Source organism: Streptomyces sp. NPDC086023 (genome assembly GCF_044540325.1).
Classification (GTDB): domain Bacteria; phylum Actinomycetota; class Actinomycetes; order Streptomycetales; family Streptomycetaceae; genus Streptomyces.
Genome location: NZ_JBITRX010000003.1, coordinates 515,442 through 532,960 on the forward strand (window position 1 = coordinate 515,442; position 17,519 = coordinate 532,960).

The following is a 17,519-nucleotide window of genomic DNA, read 5'->3' on the forward strand; positions in this document are numbered from 1 at the left end:
GCCGGGGCGGCCCGCCCGCCGGGGGGGGGGGGCCGGGGGGCCCCCCGGGGGGGGGGGGGGCCCCCCCCCCCCCGGGGGGGGGCCCCCCCGCCCTTCGCCGTCGCGTGCCCGAACCGGATCCGGTCAGGACTGCGCCTCCGGCGGGTGGATCGAGGCCCCGGTGTTGTTCCACGACGGGACGATGCTCCCGGCGACCGTGACGGACGCGGTGTCCGGCCGGGCCGGGGACTGCCCCGACGCCTGGGCCGTCCAGAGCCCCACTCCGGTGGCGAGGGCCGCCGCGGCGCAGAGGGAAACCGCCGCCGGCACGGTCTTCGAGCGGCGGATGGACGTGAATCGGTGGTTCATGGAGGACCTTCCGTCCCAGGTGCGGGGGATACGCGGGGAACTCTGCCAGGCGCTCGGTCGGCCCCGCTCTACAAACGATCGACGACCGCTCCACGGCCGCGGTCCGTGCACGTCGAACCGCCGTCCATCGGCCGTCCATTGCGCTCCGCCTAGCGTTCTCGGTGTCCGGAGCGATCGCCCCGGACGACACAACACACCCTCCCGAAAGGGGAATTCACATGAACCGCAACCACGCCGTCGGTCTCCGTCCGCGCCTCGACAAGGTCGTCAAGAAGGGCTGACGCCCGGCTGACCGGAGCGGCCGCCGCAGCCACCCGGCTGCGGCGGCCGCCCCGCCCCCTCCAAGGAAGGTGGCCCATGCCCCCCGGCACCACAGCGCCGATGTCCCTGATCCCCGCGATCGACGAGCGGCTCCGTACCACCAGCCTCTGCCTGGCCGTCGCCTCCGGCTCGCGCGACGACCCGGCCGACCGGGGCGGCGCGGCCCACCTGCTCGAACACCTCGTGATGTCCGTGCCCATGGCGGGCGGAGCCTCGTTCAGCGAGCGCGTCGAGCGGCTCGGGGGGCGCACCAACGCCGAGACGGGCCTGGAGCAGACGCTCTACTACGCCCAGGTCCACGCCGACGACGCCGACGAGGTCGCGGGCCTGCTGCTGCGCGCCTTCACCGCACCGGACTTCACCGCCGCCGCGCTCGACGACGAGCGCGAGGTGGTCTTCCAGGAGCTCGCCGCGGCCGCGGCCGACCCGGCCGACGTCGTCCAGGACGCCGTCCTCGGCGCCCTGTTCCCCGGCCACCCCCTCGGCCGGCCCGTCGGCGGCGACCCCGGGCAACTGCGCGCGGTCACCCTGGCCGACGTACGGGCCGCCCACACCGCCCTCGTGAGCGCACCCAGCACCCTGGTCGTCGTCGGCCCGCGCCTGCCCCGGGTGCTGGCCGGCCTGCCGCGCGGCACCCGACCCGCACCGAAGGCCCCGGCCCTGCCCGCGCCGGAGCCCGGGCCCGGCGCGGTCGCCGCCTGGCCACTGGACGCGGACTACTGCTGGGTGTGCCTGGGCGCCCGCTCGCCAGAGGCGGGTTCGGCCCTGCGGCCCGTCTACACCGTCCTGGCACAGCTGCTCGGCTCCAGCCCCTCGTCCCTGCTCTACCGGGCCCTGCGCGGCGAGCGCCAGCTGTCGTACTCCTTCCAGGCCTGGGACCGCGGCTACCGCGAGGCCGGGGCATGGCGCGTGCTCGTGGGCACCACCCCGCAGCAGGCGGACGAAGTCGTCGGCACCGTACGGGGCCTGCTGGCCGGCCTGGCAGCCGACGGCCCCGCTCCGGAGGACCTCGCGGCCGCGCGCCGCCAGGCGGAGGTGAGCCTGCTGCTCGACACCGAGGAGCCGCTGGAGCACGCCCGCCTGACGGCGGACCGCACCGCCGCGGGCACCCGGCCGTGGTCCCTGGACGCCGAGACCGCGGCGCTGCGGTCCGTGACGGCCGGGCAGATCCGCACCGCCGCGGCGCACGTGGCGGAGCGCCTGCTGGTGACCGTACGACCGGAGGGAACCCGATGACCCGCGACCGTGCCGCCTCCCCGGGCCCCTGCTCCCCGGACCGCCCTGCACCGTCCCCCGACGCCCCGTCCGCCGCCTACCTGGCCGAGGCGGAGGCCGCCGGCCTCCTCCTCCGCCGCGCCGGCCACCGGATCGTGGCGGGGGCCAGTACCGACCCCCTGACCGGGGCCCGCGGCGTACTGGTCGAGTACGCCGACCCCGGTGCCTTCACCGACGGCACGCTGGAATCCGTCCTCGCGGACCTGGAGGCACCCGTCGGACCGGCCGCGCCGAGCACCCCGGTTCCGCGGCCGGCGACCACCGGTCCCGGGGCGCCCGTCCCACCGGTCGCGCCGGACGCCTCCACCGCGGAATCCGGCTCCGCGGTCTCCCGCGTGCAGGTCCGCACCCCCGCCGACACCGTGCTGCCGCCCCCCTGGCGGCGGTCGGTGACGTACATCCGCCGCACCGGCCCTTTGCCGGATGCGCCCCGCCCCGCCGGCCTGCGCATCGTCCTGGCCGACGACGCGCTCCTGCCCGCCGTCCGGGACTGGATGGCCCGTGCCGTCCGCCAGGGCGCCTCCGAACAGGGGCTGCCCGCACCCGACGGGGCGGTGTCGGACGCCGTCGACGCGGTCCTCGGCGAACCGGGCCTCGCCGTGCTCGTCGCGCTGCTCGACGACCGGCCCGTGGGGCACGCCGTCCTGCTCGGCGGCGCCCGCGACGCCGTCACCGGCCGCGCCCGCGCGGAACTGTGGGACGTGCTGGTCGAACCGGCGACGCCCGGCGCGGCGGACTGCCGCGACGCCCTGGTGGCCGCCGCGGCCGACCGGGCGGCCGGACTCCGCCTGCCGCTGCTCGGGCACGTCGTGCACCGCGCAGAGGAGACCGCCTCCCGCGCCCTGACCTCCCTCCTCGCCCGCGGCTGGCACACCGACCACGCCTACTGGACGGCCCCGGCGGACCACCGCCCCGCCGCGGTGGACCACCGGACCACCCCGGCGGTCACGGCGGCCCACCACACCGCCACGGCCGCCCGCCCCTCCCTCCCCACCCCGCCCCCGACCAGCAACGGAACCCCGCGATGACCACCACGAGCCCCGGCGACCGCCTGGACCTGGCCCTCCTCCACGCGCTCCTCGGAGTCCCGGACCACGAGGACGGACGCGAACTGGTCGCCACGGCCCGCGAGGTCGCGGCGACCCTGCCCCAACTGGTCATCTCCGTCGCCGCCCGCGAGGGCACCCCCCTGGGCACCGGCAGCACGGACGAGCTCTCCCGCGCCCGCGCCCGGTCGGCCCGCTACGCACGCTTCCGCGCGGCGGCGGCAGAGGCCGCCCCGCGCGGCCGGGTCGTCAAGGGCCCGTCGCTCGCGGCGCGTTACCCGGCCGGCGTGGTGCGCCCGGTCGGCGACCTCGACGTGGTCCTGCCCGCGCAGGAGGACCTGTGGGCCGCCGCCCGGACCCTGACCGCCGGGCACGGGGCCACCCCGCACGAACTGACCCTCGTCACCGACGGGACGGGCCGCCTCCACGTCCTGCTCACCCTCGCCTGGCCGTCGCCCGACCCCCTGCTGGAGCAGGAACTGCGCGTCGAGCTCAGCACCGCCGCGTTCTACGGCGACCTGGGCGCCCTCCCGCTGCGCGCCCTCCTGCCCGGCCCGCAGCCCCTCGCCGACCTGCTGTCCGTCGTGGAGGAGCGGATCCAGCGGGAGTTCCACGCGAAGGACGCCGTGGACGTCCTCACCCTTCTCGACGCCGGCGAGCTCGACGACACCGAGGCCGTGGCCGACGCCCTGGCCGCGTTCCGCCTCGCTCCCGAGGCCCAGGAGCTGTTCGCGCTGGTGGCCGCGCACGCCCCGCACCCCGCGCTGGACGCCCTGGCGGGCCTGCTCGGCCCGCTGGCCCTGCTGGAGCGGGCCCGCCGCGAGGCCGTCCCGGCCCGCCCGGAGCCGGGCGGCGTCCGGTCCCGCCTCGACGCCGGGTTCCCGGTCTGGGGCATGCTCCTGGACACCGGGGCCGACCGCGCCCCCGCCGACCGGCTGGTCCTGGACGCGGCGCCCTCCGACACGGCCCCCGACGGGACCGCGGACGCCGTCCTCGCCCACACCCCCGTCGGCTCCTTCCTCCTCGTCGCCGGCGAACTCGTCGACCCCGCCCTGCACGCGGCCGCCCTCGCCCGCCTCACCCCGGGGACCGACGCGTGAGCGCCGCGATCGACGTCCGCGGCCTGACCCGTTCGTACCGCCCCCGGCGCGGCGGTCCGCGCGAGGAGGTCACCGCCCTGCGCGGGGTCGACCTCACCGTGGAGGAGGGCGAGGTGCGCGGCCTGCTCGGCCCCAACGGCGCCGGCAAGACGACCCTGTGCAAGATCCTCAGCACCGTCCTCACCCCCACGGGCGGCACCGCCCGCGTCCTCGGCCACGACGTGGCCGCGGAGACGCGCGCCGTCAAGCCCCTGGTCGGCATCGTCTTCGGCGGCGACCGGGGTCTGTACGGGCGGCTCGGCGCCCGCCAGAACCTCCAGCTGTGGGGCGCCCTCTACGGGCTGTACGGCTCGGCACTGCGGCACCGCATCGCCGAACTCCTCGACCGCGTCGGGCTCGCCGACCGCGCCGACGAGCGCGTCGACGGCTTCTCCCGCGGCATGAAGCAGCGGCTGCACCTGGCCCGGGGCCTGATCGGCGACCCGCGGGTGCTGCTCCTCGACGAGCCCACCACCGGCATGGACCCCGCCGCGGCCCTGGACTTCCGCACCCTGGTCGGGGAACTGCGCGCCGAACGCCGCAGCATCCTCATCACCACCCACGACATGGCCGAGGCCGAGGCCGTCTGCGACCGGGTCACCCTCATGGACCACGGCGAGGTCATCGCCACCGACCGGCCCGGCGCACTCGCCGCGCGGCTCAACGCCCACGAGCGCATCGAGGCCCGCGACGTGCCGGGCGAGGCCCTCGACGCGATCCGCCTCCTGCCCGACGTGGTCGACCTCGATCTCGCGGAGGACGGCGCGCTGCGCGTGGACGTCCTGGGCAGCGCCGCCGTCAGCGCGGTCCTGGAGGTCCTGGTCCGGGCCGGGGTCACCGAACTGGGCACCGTGCGCCCCGGGCTGGCCGAGGTGTACCTCCGGCTGATCGGCGGCGGCCGGGGCATGCGGGTGACGCGATGAGCCCGCTGTCCCTGTGGACCGTCTTCCGCCTCCAGCTGCTGATGACCCTGCGCACGCCCGACATCGCGCACGTCTTCGTCACCACACCCCTGTACACCCTGGTCTTCCTCGCCATCCAGGTCCAGGCCGGCCGCTCGGACCTCGCCGGGTACGCCGTCCTCGCGCCGGCCCTGATGGCGCTGTGGTCACTGGCCCTCCAGTGCGCCGGCGAACTCGTCAGCCAGGAGCGCGACCAGGGCACCCTGGAGGCGATGGCGGCCTCGCCCGCCCGCTACCCGCTGGTGGTCAACGTCCGCATCGCCGCCGTGACCCTGCTCAGCGCCCTGTCGTTCGCCGAGGCCTGGCTGGTCGCGTACGGGGTCTTCGGCCTGACCGTACGCATCGAGCACCCGGCCCTGTTCGCGGTCGGGGTGCTCGTCTCCGCCGCGGCCATGGCCGGCACCGCGAGCTGCGTGTCCGCCCTGTTCGTGCTGGCCCCTTCGGCGCGCGTGCTGCAGAACGCCCTCAGCTTCCCGTTCTACCTGCTCGGCGGCGTCCTGGTGCCGGTGTCGTTCCTGCCGGAGTGGCTGCGCCCGCTGTCGGACGTGGTGTTCCTGTCCTGGAGCGCCCGGCTGCTGCGCGCCGCGCTCGACCCGGCCGACCCGGTCGAGCCGCTCGCCGCCCTCGCCGCCGTCGCGGTCCTGGGCCTCGCCGGCGGGCTGACCGGCACGTACCTGATCGGCCGGATGCTCCGCCGGGTGCGGACCACCGGCACCCTCGCCCAGAGTTGAGGAGGCAGACCACCATGCAACCCCAGGCGACCACGGCCCCGACCATGGCCCCGACCACGGCCCCGGCCGCAGCCCTGGCGCGGACCGCCCGCATCGTCGGCCACAGCGCGGCCAACGCCTACGCGGACTTCCGCGCTTCCTACACCTGGACCAGCTGGACCTTCGGCTGGCTCACCCGGATGCTCAGCCAGGTCTGCTTCTTCGGCCTGGTGGGCCACCTGCTCGGCTCCCCGGCCCACACCCGCTACCTGGTGATCGGCAACGCCGTCATGGCCTGTGTCATCGAGGCCATGACCGTGGTCGTGTCCACCGGCTGGGAACGCGGCCACGGCACCCTGCCCCTGCTCGCGGCCGCACCCGGCGAGATGGGCTGGGTGATGGTAGGCCGCAGCCTCCAGTGGCCGGTCAGCGGCTCGGCCACGGCCGCCGTCTCGCTGCTCGCCGTCGGCCCCGCCTTCGGCGTGCACTGGCCGGCCGGCCGGGTGCCGGCCCTGCTGGGGCTGGTGGTGCTGACCGCCGCCACGACGTACTGCCTCGGGCTGTTCGTGGGCGCCTTCGTCCTCGTCGCACCGGAGGCACGGAACATCGTGTTCAACGCCTCCTTCCTGCTGCTGATGGCCGTGTGCGGGGCCGAGGTGCCCGTGGACTTCTGGCCGGGCTGGGTCGGGGCGGCGGCCGCCGCCCTGCCCCCCACCCACGGCCTGGCCGCGATCCGCGCCCTCGCGGACGGTGACCCCGCCGCGGCCGTGGCCGCGCCCGCGCTGTGGGCGCTGCTCACCGGCGCAGGCTGGCTCGCCGCCGCGCTCACCGCCTTCCGGGTGCTCACCGCCCGTGCCCGGGCCACCCACGCCTTCGGCTCCGCCGTCTGACGCCACGGCTCCCGCTCCACCGAACGAGGGACCACCCCATGACCCACGACCGCACCGCCGACCGCGCCGACGGCCCGTACAGCGTCCTGCTGCTCAAGCCGGACGGCTGCCTCCTGCCCGGCCTGCGCGCCCACCTGGACCGGCTCATCCAGCGCCACCGGCTGCGCGTGGTGACCCGCTACCCGGTCGTCCTCGACGCCGCCGACGTCGAGGACGTATGGCCCAAACTCGCCGTCGGGGCCTACCCGGTGGCCCACCAGCTGACCCTGCACTACATGACCGGCGGCACCAGCGAGGTCACCGTCGTCGCGGCGGCCGACTCCGCCGGCGGCGCGGGAGGTGGCGGCGCGGCGGACGTGGTGGCCCGCTGCACGGCCATCCGCACCGAGGTGCGGCGCGAGTTCGGGGACACCGTCTTCGCCAACCGGCTGCACACCCCGACCGAGCCCGAGGAGATCGCCCCCTGCGTCTCCAAGTTCCTGCGCAGCGTGCCCCACGGCCTGCCGCACGTCCGCCACCACGACCCGGGCACGGCCCCCGGCGCCTTCGGCCGGCTGGCCGCCCTGCCCTCCGGCGAGATCCGCGCCGCCGCCCTCGACGTCTGGCGCCGGCAGCGCCGCGACGGCTGGCAGTCCTTCCGGCTGGACACCCCGCCGGGCGAGTACGCCACGTACCTGCTGCCCGGGGACTCCCACTCCATCGACTACGGCATGTCCGTCATCGCAGAGCTGCTGCCGCACCTGACCCTCGACCAGATCATCACCGCCTACATCGAGATGGACGTGCGCGGCGAGAGCCGCCTGTACGGGGGCCCCGCCGAGGAGAGCACGCACCTGGCCGACCGCATCACCGCCGCCGGACTGTTCGCCCGGGCCCGCGCCACGCGGCCGGCCGCCGGCCACGGCCTGCCCACCGGCCGGTCCCGGCCGTCCCCGTCGTCCGAACAGCCCCAGCGGAACCCCCAGACCATCCAGACCCACCAGACCCACCAGACTCCCCGTCCGGCATGAGGAGGCCGACCGCCATGACCCGCCAGCAACTGGTGCTCGACGCGCTCGACGCCGACGACCCGGCACCCCACCTGGACGCCCTCGCCCGCGGCGGCTCCGCGATCGACTGCCCCGACCTCGGCAGCGGCCGCCTCGTCCTGCCCCGGTACGCCGAGGTGCGGCACGTCCTTCGCGACCCCGCCTTCGGCTGCGCGCCCTCCGCCGGCCACTTCCTCGACGACCTGCCCGCCGCACTGCGCCCCGCCCTGGCCCCCGTTGCCTCATGGGCGCTGTACGCCGACGGGGCCGACCACCGCCGGCTGCGCTCCCTGCTTTCCAAGGCCTTCACCCCGCGCCGCGTCGCGGCCCTGGAGGACCGCACCGCCGCCACCGCCCGCGGGCTGCTCGACCGGCTCGCCGCCGAGGGCGGCGGCGACGCGGTCACCGGGCTGGCCTTCCCGCTGCCCGTCCTCACCATCTGCGCCCTGCTCGGTCTGCCGGCCGCCGACCAGGACCTCCTGAAGAGCCTGTCCGACGACCTGATCCGGATCGTCGAACCCGACCCCGGTCCCGAGGACGTCGCCCGCATCGCCGGCGCCTGGCACGCGCTGTGGGACTACTTCACCGCCGTGGTCGCCGAACGCCGCGCCCGCCCCGCCGACGACGTCGTCTCCGGCCTGGTCCGGGCCGAGGAGGAGGGCTCCCGCCTGACCACCGACGAGATCGTCTCCAACTGCGTCTCCCTGCTCCTGGGCGGACACGAGACCACCACCAACCTGATCACCGCGCTGCTCCTCGCCGCCACCGCCCACCCCGCGCCGGCGGCGGCCGCGGCCTGCGACCCCCGCGCCGCCGCGGGCTTCGTCGAGGAGGTGCTGCGGACCGACGGACCGTCGAAGATCACCGCCCGGACGGCCCTGGCCGACACCGAGGTCGCCGGAGTGCCCGTCGAGCGCGGCCGCCGCGTGGTGCTCCTGCTGGCCTCGGCCAACCGGGACCCGCGCGCCTTCGACCGACCCGAGCGCTTCGACCCCGCGCGCGCCGCGCAGCCGCACCTGGCCTTCGGCCACGGCCCGCACGCCTGCTTCGGCGCCGCCCTGGCCCGCCTGCAGGGCCGGATCGTGCTGGAGCAGTACGCCGCCCACCCCGCCGCCCTCGCCGTCCACCCCGACCGGGTGCGGTGGAAGCCCTCCCGCGTCCTGCGGTCCGCCCGCAGCCTGCCGCTGAGCACGGGCCACCGGAGCGCCGCATGATCCTCACCGGACCCCGCATCGAGGAGGAGCACGCGGCCGGCCGCATCGTCATCACGCCCTTCCGCGCCGACGCGGTCAACCCCAACAGCTACAACTACCGCCTCGGCAGCACCGTCAAGAGCTTCGACCGGACCACCCGCAGCTGGCTCGCCTTCGAACTCCCCGAGGAGGGCTACGTGCTGGCCCCCGGCCGCATGTACCTCGGCCACACCGAGGAGGTCATCGGCAGCGACACGTACGCCATGTCGCTGATCGGACGCAGCTCGATGGGCCGCCTCGGGCTGTTCCTGCAGGTCTCCGCCGATCTCGGGCACACCACCTCCTGCCACCGCTGGACGCTGGAGATGGTCGCCACCCGCCCGCTGCGGATCTACCCCGGCATGACCGTCGGCCAGGTGTCCTTCTGGCAGAACCAGGGCCGGGTGCGGCCCACCCCCGCCCTCTACGCCCGCTTCAACGAACCCCACGAGTCCGCGATCGGAGACCGGCTGTGATCCTCACCGGCGACGAGGTGGCGCGGCAGGTCGACCGGGGACGCATCGTCATCTCCCCGTTCGACCCGGCCCGCTGCACCACCAACTCCTACGACCTGGCGCTCGGCCGGCGGGTGCTCGTCTACACCGACGACGTGCTCGACCCGCGCCGGCCCGCCGCCCACGAGGTGCGCGAGATACCCGAAGAGGGCCTCGAACTCGCGCCGGGCGAGTTCGTGCTCGCCGAGACCGCCGAGACCATCGGCAGCGACCACTACGTCCCGCTGATCCACGCCAAGTCCGGCACCGCGCGCATGGGCCTGTTCGTGCACGTCACCGCGGACCTCATCGACATCGGCTTCGTCGGCCACTCCACGCTCCAGCTGTACGCGACCCTGCCGGTGCGCATCCGGCCGGGCATGCTGATCGCCCAGGTCACCTTCTGGCAGCCGGTGGGCGCCATCCGCCTCTACGACGGCAAGTACCAGCTGGCCGACGGCCCCCAGCCGTCCCGCACGTACCTCGACCACCAGGTGGCGGGCCGTGCCTGAGCCGACCACCGCCGCGCCGCCGGCGGTCGCGGGACGTGACGCCGCCCCCGCGCCCTCCTGCCCGCACGCCCCGGCACCGACCGACTCGGCCGACGCGTTCCGCACCGTGCAGGACCGCGCCGAGTGCACCTTCGCCCGCCGTTCCCGGCTCGTCGGCATGCCCGCCCACGACGGACCGGACGCGTACGCCGCCGGCCTGGCCGCCGGACCCGCCCTGCGGGCCTTCACCGACCGCGCGGCCGCCGACCGCCTCGACGGGTTCGTCGTCGAACTGACCGACCCCGCGCACGGGGCCACCCCCGCCGCCGTCGCCGCCACCACCCGCGCCGTGCTGGCGGGCGTGCTCACCGCCGACGGCGACTCCGGCCTGGCCGGGCTGGAGGGCGCGGAGGCGGAGCACTGGTGGTTCCGGGCCTTCGGGACCCGCTGGTTCGCGCTGGTCTTCGCCGCCTCGTACGGGCCCGAGTCACCCCGCCACACCTTCGGCTCCGCGTCCACCTTCGTACTGCTCCAACCGGTGGAGGCCTTCGACCGGCACGCCAGCCCCCGCGGCACCGCCATCGCGGAGAGCGTCCGCGAGGACATCCGCGACCGGTACGCCGCCGGCGGCCGCCCCTACGACGCCGAACTCGCCGCGCAGGACGTGGAGGCGCTGAAGTTCGTGTGGCCGCACGGTTCCGCCGACGCCCCCGTGCGCTGGTGGGAGCGGTCGGCACCGCCCGCTTCCGACGCGGCGGGCGGCACGGCCCCCTCCGCCGCCCGGGCGCCCGTGGCCGCGGAACGCACGGACGCGGCGGCCCCATGCCCCGCCACCCACGCCCACCTCACGGACCTCGCCGCGGCCGCCGCCGCCACGCACGCCGGACCGCAGGCCCGGACCCGGGACCTTCCCGGCCCCGGCGCGTACGAGCGTCCGGCCGCCCGTACGCGGGGCCTCCCTGACCCGGCCGTGGGCACCGGACCCGCCGACGCCGCCGCTGCGCACGCCGAACCCCCCGCGGGTGCCGGGGACCTCGGCGCCGACCTGCTCGCCACCGCGACCGCGGCCCTGGGCGGCACCGCGCCGCCCGTCGACCGGGAGACCGCGCGCGGGCTGCTGGCCGGCCTCGCCGGACTGGCCCTCGACGGCCCGCACCGCCGCGTGCCGCTGCACACCGCCCTCCCCGGGACCGCCCTGCCGGCAGCCCTGCGTCCCGCCTCGGCCCACGGCGCACCGGAGGAGGACGTGTTCCGGCTGGCGCTCGCCGCGGCCTGTCCCGGCGCGCCCTGGCCGGACGGGCCCGCGGACCCCGCAGCGCTGGCCGCGGCCGTCCGGGTCCTCGGCGGCCGGGTCGGCTGCCGGGTTCCGACCCTGGCCGCCGTGGCCGCCCGCCACCTGCTTCACCGGCTGCCCACCGCCGACGCGGCAGCCCGCCGCCCCCTCCTGCGCCGCCTGGCCTGGCTCACCGACTCCCGGGCGGCCGGCGCGTCTGACCTGCTGCTGGGCCTCACCGGCGCCGACGACCCGCTCGTACGCCTCCCCGAGGCTGCCCCGGCCCCCGCCCGGGCACCCGGCGCCGGCGCCCCGGACGACGACGAGGAACCGCTGCCCCTGGCCGACTGGCACCGGGAGCCGCCCGCGCCCGGCGAGGAGCGCCGCCTCGGCGGCCGGGTCACGGCCGTGCGCCGCCACCGCGGGACGACCTTCGCCGACCTGACCTGGGCCGGCCGGACCGTCCAGCTGTCCCTCCCGGCCGGTGGACCGGCCCGCATCCGCCCCGGCGACCTGCTGGCCGTACGCGGCCGCGGCGGCCGCTCCCGGACCGGCGCGGCCGTCCTGTCCGTCGACGAGGTCCTGCGGCACCGCCCCACCCGCTCGGCCCGTCCGCTGCGCCCCACCGGCCCCGACCCGGTCGGCGAGCTGCCCGTGGCGGCCCTGCTGCGGCCCCGGCTGACCCGCCTCGGGTTCGCCGAGACGGCCTCGCCCCTCCTCACCGAGGGCTACTTCGGCGGCCGGGCCCGCCCGTTCGCCACCCGCCAGGCCGACCGGGACCGGCCGCTCTACCTGCGGGTCACCACCGAGCTCGACCTCCTGCGCCGCCTCGCCGAGGGCCGCACCCGCGTCTACGAGATCGGGCCCAGCTTCCGCAACGAACCGCTGCGCGGCGCCGCCGCCAAGGAGTTCACGATGCTGGAGGCGTACGCCGCGGACCTGCGCCTGGACGCGATGGCCGAGCTGGTCGCCGACCTGGTCGCGGACGTCCTCGGCGACCCGCGCCGGCCCCGCTGGACCACGTTCGACGAGGCCTTCGCCGAGACGTCCGGGGCGCACCCGGACGACACCGCCGCCCTGCACCGGCTCGCGTCCCGGGCCGGCGGCCCCGACCCGCGGCGGTTCGCCGACCCGCACGCCCTGGCCCTCCGGCTGTGGCGGGGCACCTACCGCCACCGGCTGACCGGTGTCGCGCTCGTGCACGGCATCCCCGGTCCCGCCTCGCCGTTCATCGCGGGGGAGGGGCGGGCCGCACGCCGGGTCTGGCTCTCGGTCGACGGCGTCGAACTCGCCGAGATCAGCGCCAACGAACGCGATCCGGACCGGCTCGCCCGCCGGCTCGCCGCCCAGTTCGCCGACGACCCCCACCCCGTCCACCGCGACTACTCCGAGGTCCTGGAGACCTTCGCGGCCGGCGTCCCGCCGTGCGTCGGCGTCGGACTCGGCCTCACCCGCCTGGCGAGCCTGCGCGCCGCCCCGTACGACCACCACCGGACAGGAGCCCGGCCATGACACCCACCCAGGAGCACCCCCAGCCATGACCACCACCGCCCCCACCCCCTGGCTGGCCGCCAACGAAGCCCTGTGGGACGCCCGCGTGCCGCTGCATGCCGACAGCGACTGGTACGACCTGGCCGGCTTCCGCGCCGGCGGCCTGGCCCTGGACCACATCGAGCGCGCCGGCGTCGGCGACCCCGCCGGCCGCAGCCTGCTGCACCTGCAGTGCCACTTCGGCCTGGGCACGCTGTCCTGGGCCCGGCTGGGCGCCGAGGCCGTCGGCGTCGACTTCTCGGCCGCCGCCGTCGAACGGGCCCGCGCCCTGGCTGCCGAGACCGGCCTGCCCGCCCGGTTCGAGCAGGCCGAGGTCGGCGCCCTCGACCTCGGCCGCACCTTCGACGTCTGCTTCACCTCCTGGGGCGTCCTGATGTGGCTGCCGGACCTGACCGCCTGGGCCCGCACCATCGCCCGCCACCTGCGCCCGGGCGGAGTGTTCTTCCTCGCCGAGGGCCACCCCCACCTGTTCATCTGGGACGACGAGCCCGGCAAGGACGGCTACCGGCCGCGCAACCCGTACTTCCGGCACGGCGCACCCGTCGTCGACGAGGAGGCCGGCACGTACGTGGACACCTCCGCGACGCTGGGCCTGCCCCAGTACCGGTGGAACCACCCCCTCTCCGAGGTGGTCTCCGCCCTGGCCGGCGCAGGGCTGCGCATCACCGGCATGGACGAGCACCCGGTCCTGCCCTGGCAGCCGCTGCCCTGGCTGGTACCGGCCGACCGGCCGGGCTTCTACCGGATCCCCGGCGACCCCTTCCCGCTCAGCTTCACCGTCACCGCCACCAAGGACTGAACCGGAGCGGCCCCGGCGCCGATCCGCCCCGCCTCCCTGCAGGACGTACGAAAGGACCACCACGTGACCACCCCCCTCCGCGCCCTCCCCACCTGGCCCCTGGCCAGGGTCCCGCGCACCCCCGCCGACGTGCGGGACGCGAGCTACACCGACTTCGTCGCCATGGTCAACCAGACCAACGTGCCGCCGGGTTCCTACGCCACCCTCAACGCCTGGGCCACCTTCGGCCGGGTGGACGCCTCCTCCTCGGTCCTGGAGGTGGCCTGCACCACCGGGTTTTCCTCCCGTGAACTCGCCCGGCTCACCGGCTGCTCCGCCACCGGCTTCGACCTCAGCGACGACTCGGTGCGCATCGCCCGCTACAACCACCAGGACGTCGACCCCGGCCTGCGCCTGGAGTACTTCACCGCCGACGGCGCCACCGCCGAACCCCGCGGCCGCTTCACGCACGTGGTCGTCGGCGCCGCCCTCGGGTTCTTCCCCGAGCCCGCCGCCATGGCCCGCCGGCTCGGCGGCTTCCTCACCGACGGCGGTCTGCTGCTGGCCTCCCCGTTCTGGGCCGACGAGCCGCTGCCGGCCGAGGCGGAGGACCTGCGCCGCGACGTCTTCGGCATCACCAGCCCGATGGAGGGCTACCACGAGGCGATGTCCCTCTACCGCGGCTTCGACGTGCTCCACGAGACCCGCCACGTCCCCGTCCTGGAGACCGAGGACGACATCGCCCACTACTGCGCCTCCACCGTCGACCGGGCGTGCGCCCAGTCCGGCGTCACCGACCCGGCGGTCCGCGCGGCGATGACCGAGCGCCTCACCGACGTCCGCCGGGCCTCCAACCGGCTGCGCCGCCACCTGCGCTACTCCGTGCTCGTGCTGCGCTACGACCGCACCACCTACCCCGCCCGCTTCGTCGAGCTCTTCTGACGCCCCGCCGGACCGGCTTCGGCCGACCAGCGGACCCCACAGGAACGGACCACCCCACCATGGCCATCGCCCACGACGCCTCCCGCGTGCGCGCCCGTGACCTCATCGGCCTCGAACGGCACGAGGTGCCGGCCGTGCACGACCTCCTCGACTACCTCCGCTACGACGACCACGGCCGGCTCCGCGTGCACGGCCACGACGCACACGACCTGCTCACCCGCGCCGGCGCGCCGCTGATCTGGTACCTCGGCGACCGCGTCCGCGCCAACTACCAGGCCGTCGACGGGGCCTACCGCGCGCGGTTCCCCCGACACCGCACCTTCGCCGCGGTCAAGGCCTGCTACGTCAAGGAGTGCCTCACGGTCCTGAGCGAGGCCGGCGCCGGCGCGGAGGTGATGAGCGCGCTGGAGCTCCAGATCGCCCTCCAGACCGGCTTCGCGCCCGCCGACATCGTCAGCAACGGCGTCGGCCGCAGCCCCCGGTACGCCGACGCCACCGTGGCCGCGGGCGTCGGACTCACCGTCCTCGACTGCCTGGAGGACCTGGCCACCCTCGCCGCCGCGTGCCGCCGCCACGGCGCCCGGGCCCGCGTCGGACTGCGGGTGACACCCCCCGTCGACCACGAGGGCATCTACATCACCCCCTCCTCCAAGCTCGGCGTCGACTGGGAGGGCGGGGAGTTCCTGCGGCTGGCGCGCGCCGCCCTCGACACCCCCGAGGTCGACGTCGTGGCCCTGCACGCCCACCAGGTCACGCACTGCTCCCAGCCCGCCAAGTACCGGGCCGTCCTCGCCGGAGTCGCGGACGTCGCCCGGGCCGTCGAGCGCGAACTGGGCCTGCGCTTCGAGGTCGTCGACATCGGCGGCGGCCTGGAGACCCGCTTCCTCCTGCACCGCTCGGGCCTGGGCCCCGAGGACTTCGCCGCCGTCGCGAAGGAGGAACTGGACCGCATCGGCTACCCGTTCGTCCTGCACATCGAACCGGGCCGCTTCCTCACCGCCGACGCGGCCGTGGGCCTGACCCGGGTGACCGCCGAGAAGCACAACGGCGACCACCGGTACCTGATCACCGAGATCGGCTCGAACGTGCTGATCGACATGGCCGAGGTCACCTACCACCCCCTGCCGACCGTGCTGCCCGCCCCGGACGCACCCTGGGCCGGGTTCGACGTCGGCGACTCCACCTGCGCCCCGGCGCTGGTCTGCCGGAGCGCGACACTGCCCGACACGCCGGACAACCGCACACTGCTCCTCCTCAACTGCGGCGCGTACTCCACGGTGTTCACCCAGCTGTGGGCCTTCCGGCTGCCCCGCTACCTCTTCAGCGACGGGGACGAACCGGTGCGCACGCTCTTCGACGACGAGGCGCAGAGCGCGATGTACCGGGCCCTCTACGGCTACGAGATCCGTCCGTGAGCCCCGCCGGGGCCGGGAGCGCCCCGGTGGTCTGGGTCAACGGGCCGTTCGGCTGCGGCAAGACCACCGTCACGCGCCACCTGGCGACCCTGCTGCCCGGCGCCCTCGTGGTGGACCCGGAGGACGTCGGGCACATGCTCTGGCGCCGGCTGCCGCCCGGGCTCAGGGAGGAGGAGTTCGAACTGGAGCCGCTCTGGGCCCCCCTCACCCGCCTGCTGGTCGAGCGGTGCGCCCGCACCTACGGCCGGACCGTGGTCGTCCCGATGACGGTCTCCCGGCTGCCGGTGTTCGAGCAGCTCGTCGGCGGCCTGCGCCGCGACGGTCTGGACGTGCGCCACTTCACCCTGCTCGCCGACCCGGAGACCATCCGGGAGCGCCTGCGGCGGCGCATGGCCGAACGGCGGGAACCACCGGACGAATGGGGCGAGCTGAGCTGGGAGGGCCGCCAGCTGACGCGCTGCCTGGAGACGCTGACCGGCCCGGAGTTCGGGACCCACGTGTGGACCGCCGACAGACCCCCCGAGGACGTGGCCCGCGAGCTGGCGGCCCACCTGTGACCACGCGACGTCGGCCGGGCGCCGGGTCACGGACGACCTTCCCGACCGGGCCCCCTCAAACGGATTAGGTATCCGATTGTGTTACCGTCTCACCAAGCGGATGAACTATCCGGATGTCTGCTCGGGTGGAGGAGCGCATGGGGAAGACAGCAGTCGTGACGGCCGGGACGGCCGGCATCGGTCTGGAGACGGCGCTGGGGCTGGCCGCTGCCGGTTTCTCGGTCACCGTGGTCGGACGCAACGCACAGCGGGGCGCCCTCGCGGTCGAGCGCATCAACGCGGCGAGCCCGGCCCGACAGGCCCGGTTCCTGCCGGCCGACCTCGCCTCGCTGGAGGAGGTACGCGCGCTCGCCGACCGCATCGCCTCCGACTGCGCCGCCGCAGGCGAACCGCTGACGGTGCTGGTCAACAATGTCGGGGCCATGTTCCCGGCCCGTCAGGCCGTGGAGGGGGTCGAGGCGTCGTTCGTCGTCAACCACCTCTCGCCGTACCTGCTGACGGAACTCCTGCTGCCCACGCTGACGGCCGCGGCGCCGAGCAGGATCGTGAACGTCACCTCGGGCGCGGTCACCGTCGCCAAGCGGGTGTTCGACGCCGTGGAGCCGCCCGGCGGCTACTACGGCTTCCACTGGTACGGGCGCGCCAAGCTGGCCAACCTCGCCTACACCCTGGACCTGGCCAAGCGACTCGACGGGACCGGCATCTCGGTCTTCGCGGCCGACCCCGGAGGAGCCGCGACCGACATGACCGACGGCACCCTGACCGACCCCAAGATCGTCTCACCCGCCCTGCGCCTGCTGTGGCCGCTGGTGCGCCGCACGTTCGCCCGCTCCACCTCAGGCCCGGCGTCCGTGGCCGCCCGGCCCTCGATCACCGCTGCCACCGACGCCACCCTCGCGGGCCGCACCGGCGTCGTCATCGGTTCCCAGGCGCACCCCGTCACGCCGTTCCGCGCGGCGGCCGATCCCCGCGTCGCCGAAGCCGTCCGCCGGCTCAGCGAACGCCACGCACCTCTCACCACCGCCTGACCCTCTGGCGGTCCGGGCGGTCCGGGCGCGGATGGCCCG

General features: G+C 76.0%; 17 protein-coding genes. 16 read left to right on the plus strand and 1 reads right to left on the minus strand.

The annotated features are described in order from the left end of the window. Positions 1-123: 123 nt before the first annotated feature. Positions 124-348: a hypothetical protein gene (locus tag ACIF6F_RS08970; RefSeq protein ID WP_399943301.1), complete on the minus strand. Its 225-nt coding sequence runs from the start codon at positions 346-348 to the stop codon at positions 124-126. Positions 349-705: 357 nt separating this feature from the next. Between ACIF6F_RS08970 and ACIF6F_RS08975 the strand changes: the two genes are divergently transcribed. The 16 genes from ACIF6F_RS08975 (at position 706) to ACIF6F_RS09050 (ending at position 17,480) form a co-directional block, all read left to right on the plus strand. Next, positions 706-1,905, plus strand: coding sequence for a M16 family metallopeptidase (locus ACIF6F_RS08975; protein WP_399943304.1), 1,200 nt, complete (start codon positions 706-708; stop codon positions 1,903-1,905). Continuing rightward, complete coding sequence (locus ACIF6F_RS08980; RefSeq protein ID WP_399943307.1) at positions 1,902-2,972, plus strand: hypothetical protein; 1,071 nt, start codon at positions 1,902-1,904, stop codon at positions 2,970-2,972. The genes ACIF6F_RS08975 and ACIF6F_RS08980 overlap by 4 nt, the downstream gene beginning before the upstream one ends. Then, positions 2,969-4,090, plus strand: a complete 1,122-nt coding sequence (locus tag ACIF6F_RS08985) for a hypothetical protein (RefSeq protein WP_399943310.1) — start codon at positions 2,969-2,971, stop codon at positions 4,088-4,090. Before ACIF6F_RS08980 ends, ACIF6F_RS08985 begins: the two co-directional genes overlap by 4 nt. Further along, the gene (locus tag ACIF6F_RS08990) at positions 4,087-5,052 is read left to right on the plus strand and encodes an ABC transporter ATP-binding protein (RefSeq protein ID WP_399943312.1); all 966 of its coding nucleotides are present in this window, start codon (positions 4,087-4,089) and stop codon (positions 5,050-5,052) included. The genes ACIF6F_RS08985 and ACIF6F_RS08990 overlap by 4 nt, the downstream gene beginning before the upstream one ends. Then, entirely contained in the window at positions 5,049-5,822 is a 774-nt protein-coding gene (locus ACIF6F_RS08995; RefSeq protein ID WP_399943314.1) for an ABC transporter permease, read from the plus strand. Before ACIF6F_RS08990 ends, ACIF6F_RS08995 begins: the two co-directional genes overlap by 4 nt. A gap of 14 nt (positions 5,823-5,836) precedes the next feature. After that, positions 5,837-6,691: an ABC transporter permease gene (locus ACIF6F_RS09000; RefSeq protein WP_399943317.1), complete on the plus strand. Its 855-nt coding sequence runs from the start codon at positions 5,837-5,839 to the stop codon at positions 6,689-6,691. Between the two features lie 38 nt (positions 6,692-6,729). Next, positions 6,730-7,701 carry a hypothetical protein gene (locus ACIF6F_RS09005; protein WP_399943320.1) on the plus strand — a complete coding sequence of 324 codons (972 nt, stop codon included), beginning with the start codon at positions 6,730-6,732 and terminating at the stop codon, positions 7,699-7,701. 14 nt (positions 7,702-7,715) lie between these two features. Continuing rightward, the gene (locus ACIF6F_RS09010) at positions 7,716-8,933 is read left to right on the plus strand and encodes a cytochrome P450 (protein WP_399943322.1); all 1,218 of its coding nucleotides are present in this window, start codon (positions 7,716-7,718) and stop codon (positions 8,931-8,933) included. Beyond that, the gene (locus tag ACIF6F_RS09015) at positions 8,930-9,427 is read left to right on the plus strand and encodes a dCTP deaminase domain-containing protein (protein WP_399943324.1); all 498 of its coding nucleotides are present in this window, start codon (positions 8,930-8,932) and stop codon (positions 9,425-9,427) included. Before ACIF6F_RS09010 ends, ACIF6F_RS09015 begins: the two co-directional genes overlap by 4 nt. Further along, positions 9,424-9,957, plus strand: coding sequence for a dCTP deaminase (dcd, locus tag ACIF6F_RS09020; RefSeq protein ID WP_030198075.1), 534 nt, complete (start codon positions 9,424-9,426; stop codon positions 9,955-9,957). Before ACIF6F_RS09015 ends, dcd begins: the two co-directional genes overlap by 4 nt. Continuing rightward, positions 9,950-12,721 carry an amino acid--tRNA ligase-related protein gene (locus tag ACIF6F_RS09025; protein WP_399943326.1) on the plus strand — a complete coding sequence of 924 codons (2,772 nt, stop codon included), beginning with the start codon at positions 9,950-9,952 and terminating at the stop codon, positions 12,719-12,721. Before dcd ends, ACIF6F_RS09025 begins: the two co-directional genes overlap by 8 nt. A gap of 25 nt (positions 12,722-12,746) precedes the next feature. Further along, complete coding sequence (locus tag ACIF6F_RS09030) at positions 12,747-13,559, plus strand: class I SAM-dependent methyltransferase (protein WP_399943329.1); 813 nt, start codon at positions 12,747-12,749, stop codon at positions 13,557-13,559. 63 nt (positions 13,560-13,622) lie between these two features. After that, the gene (locus ACIF6F_RS09035; protein WP_399943332.1) at positions 13,623-14,480 is read left to right on the plus strand and encodes a class I SAM-dependent methyltransferase; all 858 of its coding nucleotides are present in this window, start codon (positions 13,623-13,625) and stop codon (positions 14,478-14,480) included. 59 nt (positions 14,481-14,539) lie between these two features. Further along, a complete protein-coding gene (locus ACIF6F_RS09040; RefSeq protein ID WP_399943334.1) occupies positions 14,540-15,895 on the plus strand; it encodes a diaminopimelate decarboxylase family protein in 1,356 nt (451 codons plus the stop codon). Further along, positions 15,892-16,452 carry an AAA family ATPase gene (locus tag ACIF6F_RS09045; protein ID WP_399943337.1) on the plus strand — a complete coding sequence of 187 codons (561 nt, stop codon included), beginning with the start codon at positions 15,892-15,894 and terminating at the stop codon, positions 16,450-16,452. Before ACIF6F_RS09040 ends, ACIF6F_RS09045 begins: the two co-directional genes overlap by 4 nt. 137 nt (positions 16,453-16,589) lie before the next feature. Continuing rightward, a complete protein-coding gene (locus ACIF6F_RS09050) occupies positions 16,590-17,480 on the plus strand; it encodes an SDR family NAD(P)-dependent oxidoreductase (RefSeq protein ID WP_399943340.1) in 891 nt (296 codons plus the stop codon). Positions 17,481-17,519: the final 39 nt, after the last annotated feature.

Bases quoted from the DNA above. Each gene is read 5' to 3' on its own strand.
- ACIF6F_RS09010 (WP_399943322.1), top strand. From the start codon at position 7,716: ATGACCCGCCAGCAACTGGTGCTCGACGCGCTCGACGCCGACGACCCG.
- ACIF6F_RS08980 (WP_399943307.1), top strand. From the start codon at position 1,902: ATGACCCGCGACCGTGCCGCCTCCCCGGGCCCCTGCTCCCCGGACCGC.
- ACIF6F_RS09040 (WP_399943334.1), top strand. From the start codon at position 14,540: ATGGCCATCGCCCACGACGCCTCCCGCGTGCGCGCCCGTGACCTCATC.
- ACIF6F_RS08975 (WP_399943304.1), top strand. From the start codon at position 706: ATGCCCCCCGGCACCACAGCGCCGATGTCCCTGATCCCCGCGATCGAC.
- ACIF6F_RS09030 (WP_399943329.1), top strand. From the start codon at position 12,747: ATGACCACCACCGCCCCCACCCCCTGGCTGGCCGCCAACGAAGCCCTG.
- ACIF6F_RS09005 (WP_399943320.1), top strand. From the start codon at position 6,730: ATGACCCACGACCGCACCGCCGACCGCGCCGACGGCCCGTACAGCGTC.
- ACIF6F_RS09050 (WP_399943340.1), top strand. From the start codon at position 16,590: ATGGGGAAGACAGCAGTCGTGACGGCCGGGACGGCCGGCATCGGTCTG.
- ACIF6F_RS09015 (WP_399943324.1), top strand. From the start codon at position 8,930: ATGATCCTCACCGGACCCCGCATCGAGGAGGAGCACGCGGCCGGCCGC.
- ACIF6F_RS08985 (WP_399943310.1), top strand. From the start codon at position 2,969: ATGACCACCACGAGCCCCGGCGACCGCCTGGACCTGGCCCTCCTCCAC.
- ACIF6F_RS09000 (WP_399943317.1), top strand. From the start codon at position 5,837: ATGCAACCCCAGGCGACCACGGCCCCGACCATGGCCCCGACCACGGCC.
- ACIF6F_RS08995 (WP_399943314.1), top strand. From the start codon at position 5,049: ATGAGCCCGCTGTCCCTGTGGACCGTCTTCCGCCTCCAGCTGCTGATG.
- ACIF6F_RS08970 (WP_399943301.1), bottom strand. From the start codon at position 348: ATGAACCACCGATTCACGTCCATCCGCCGCTCGAAGACCGTGCCGGCG.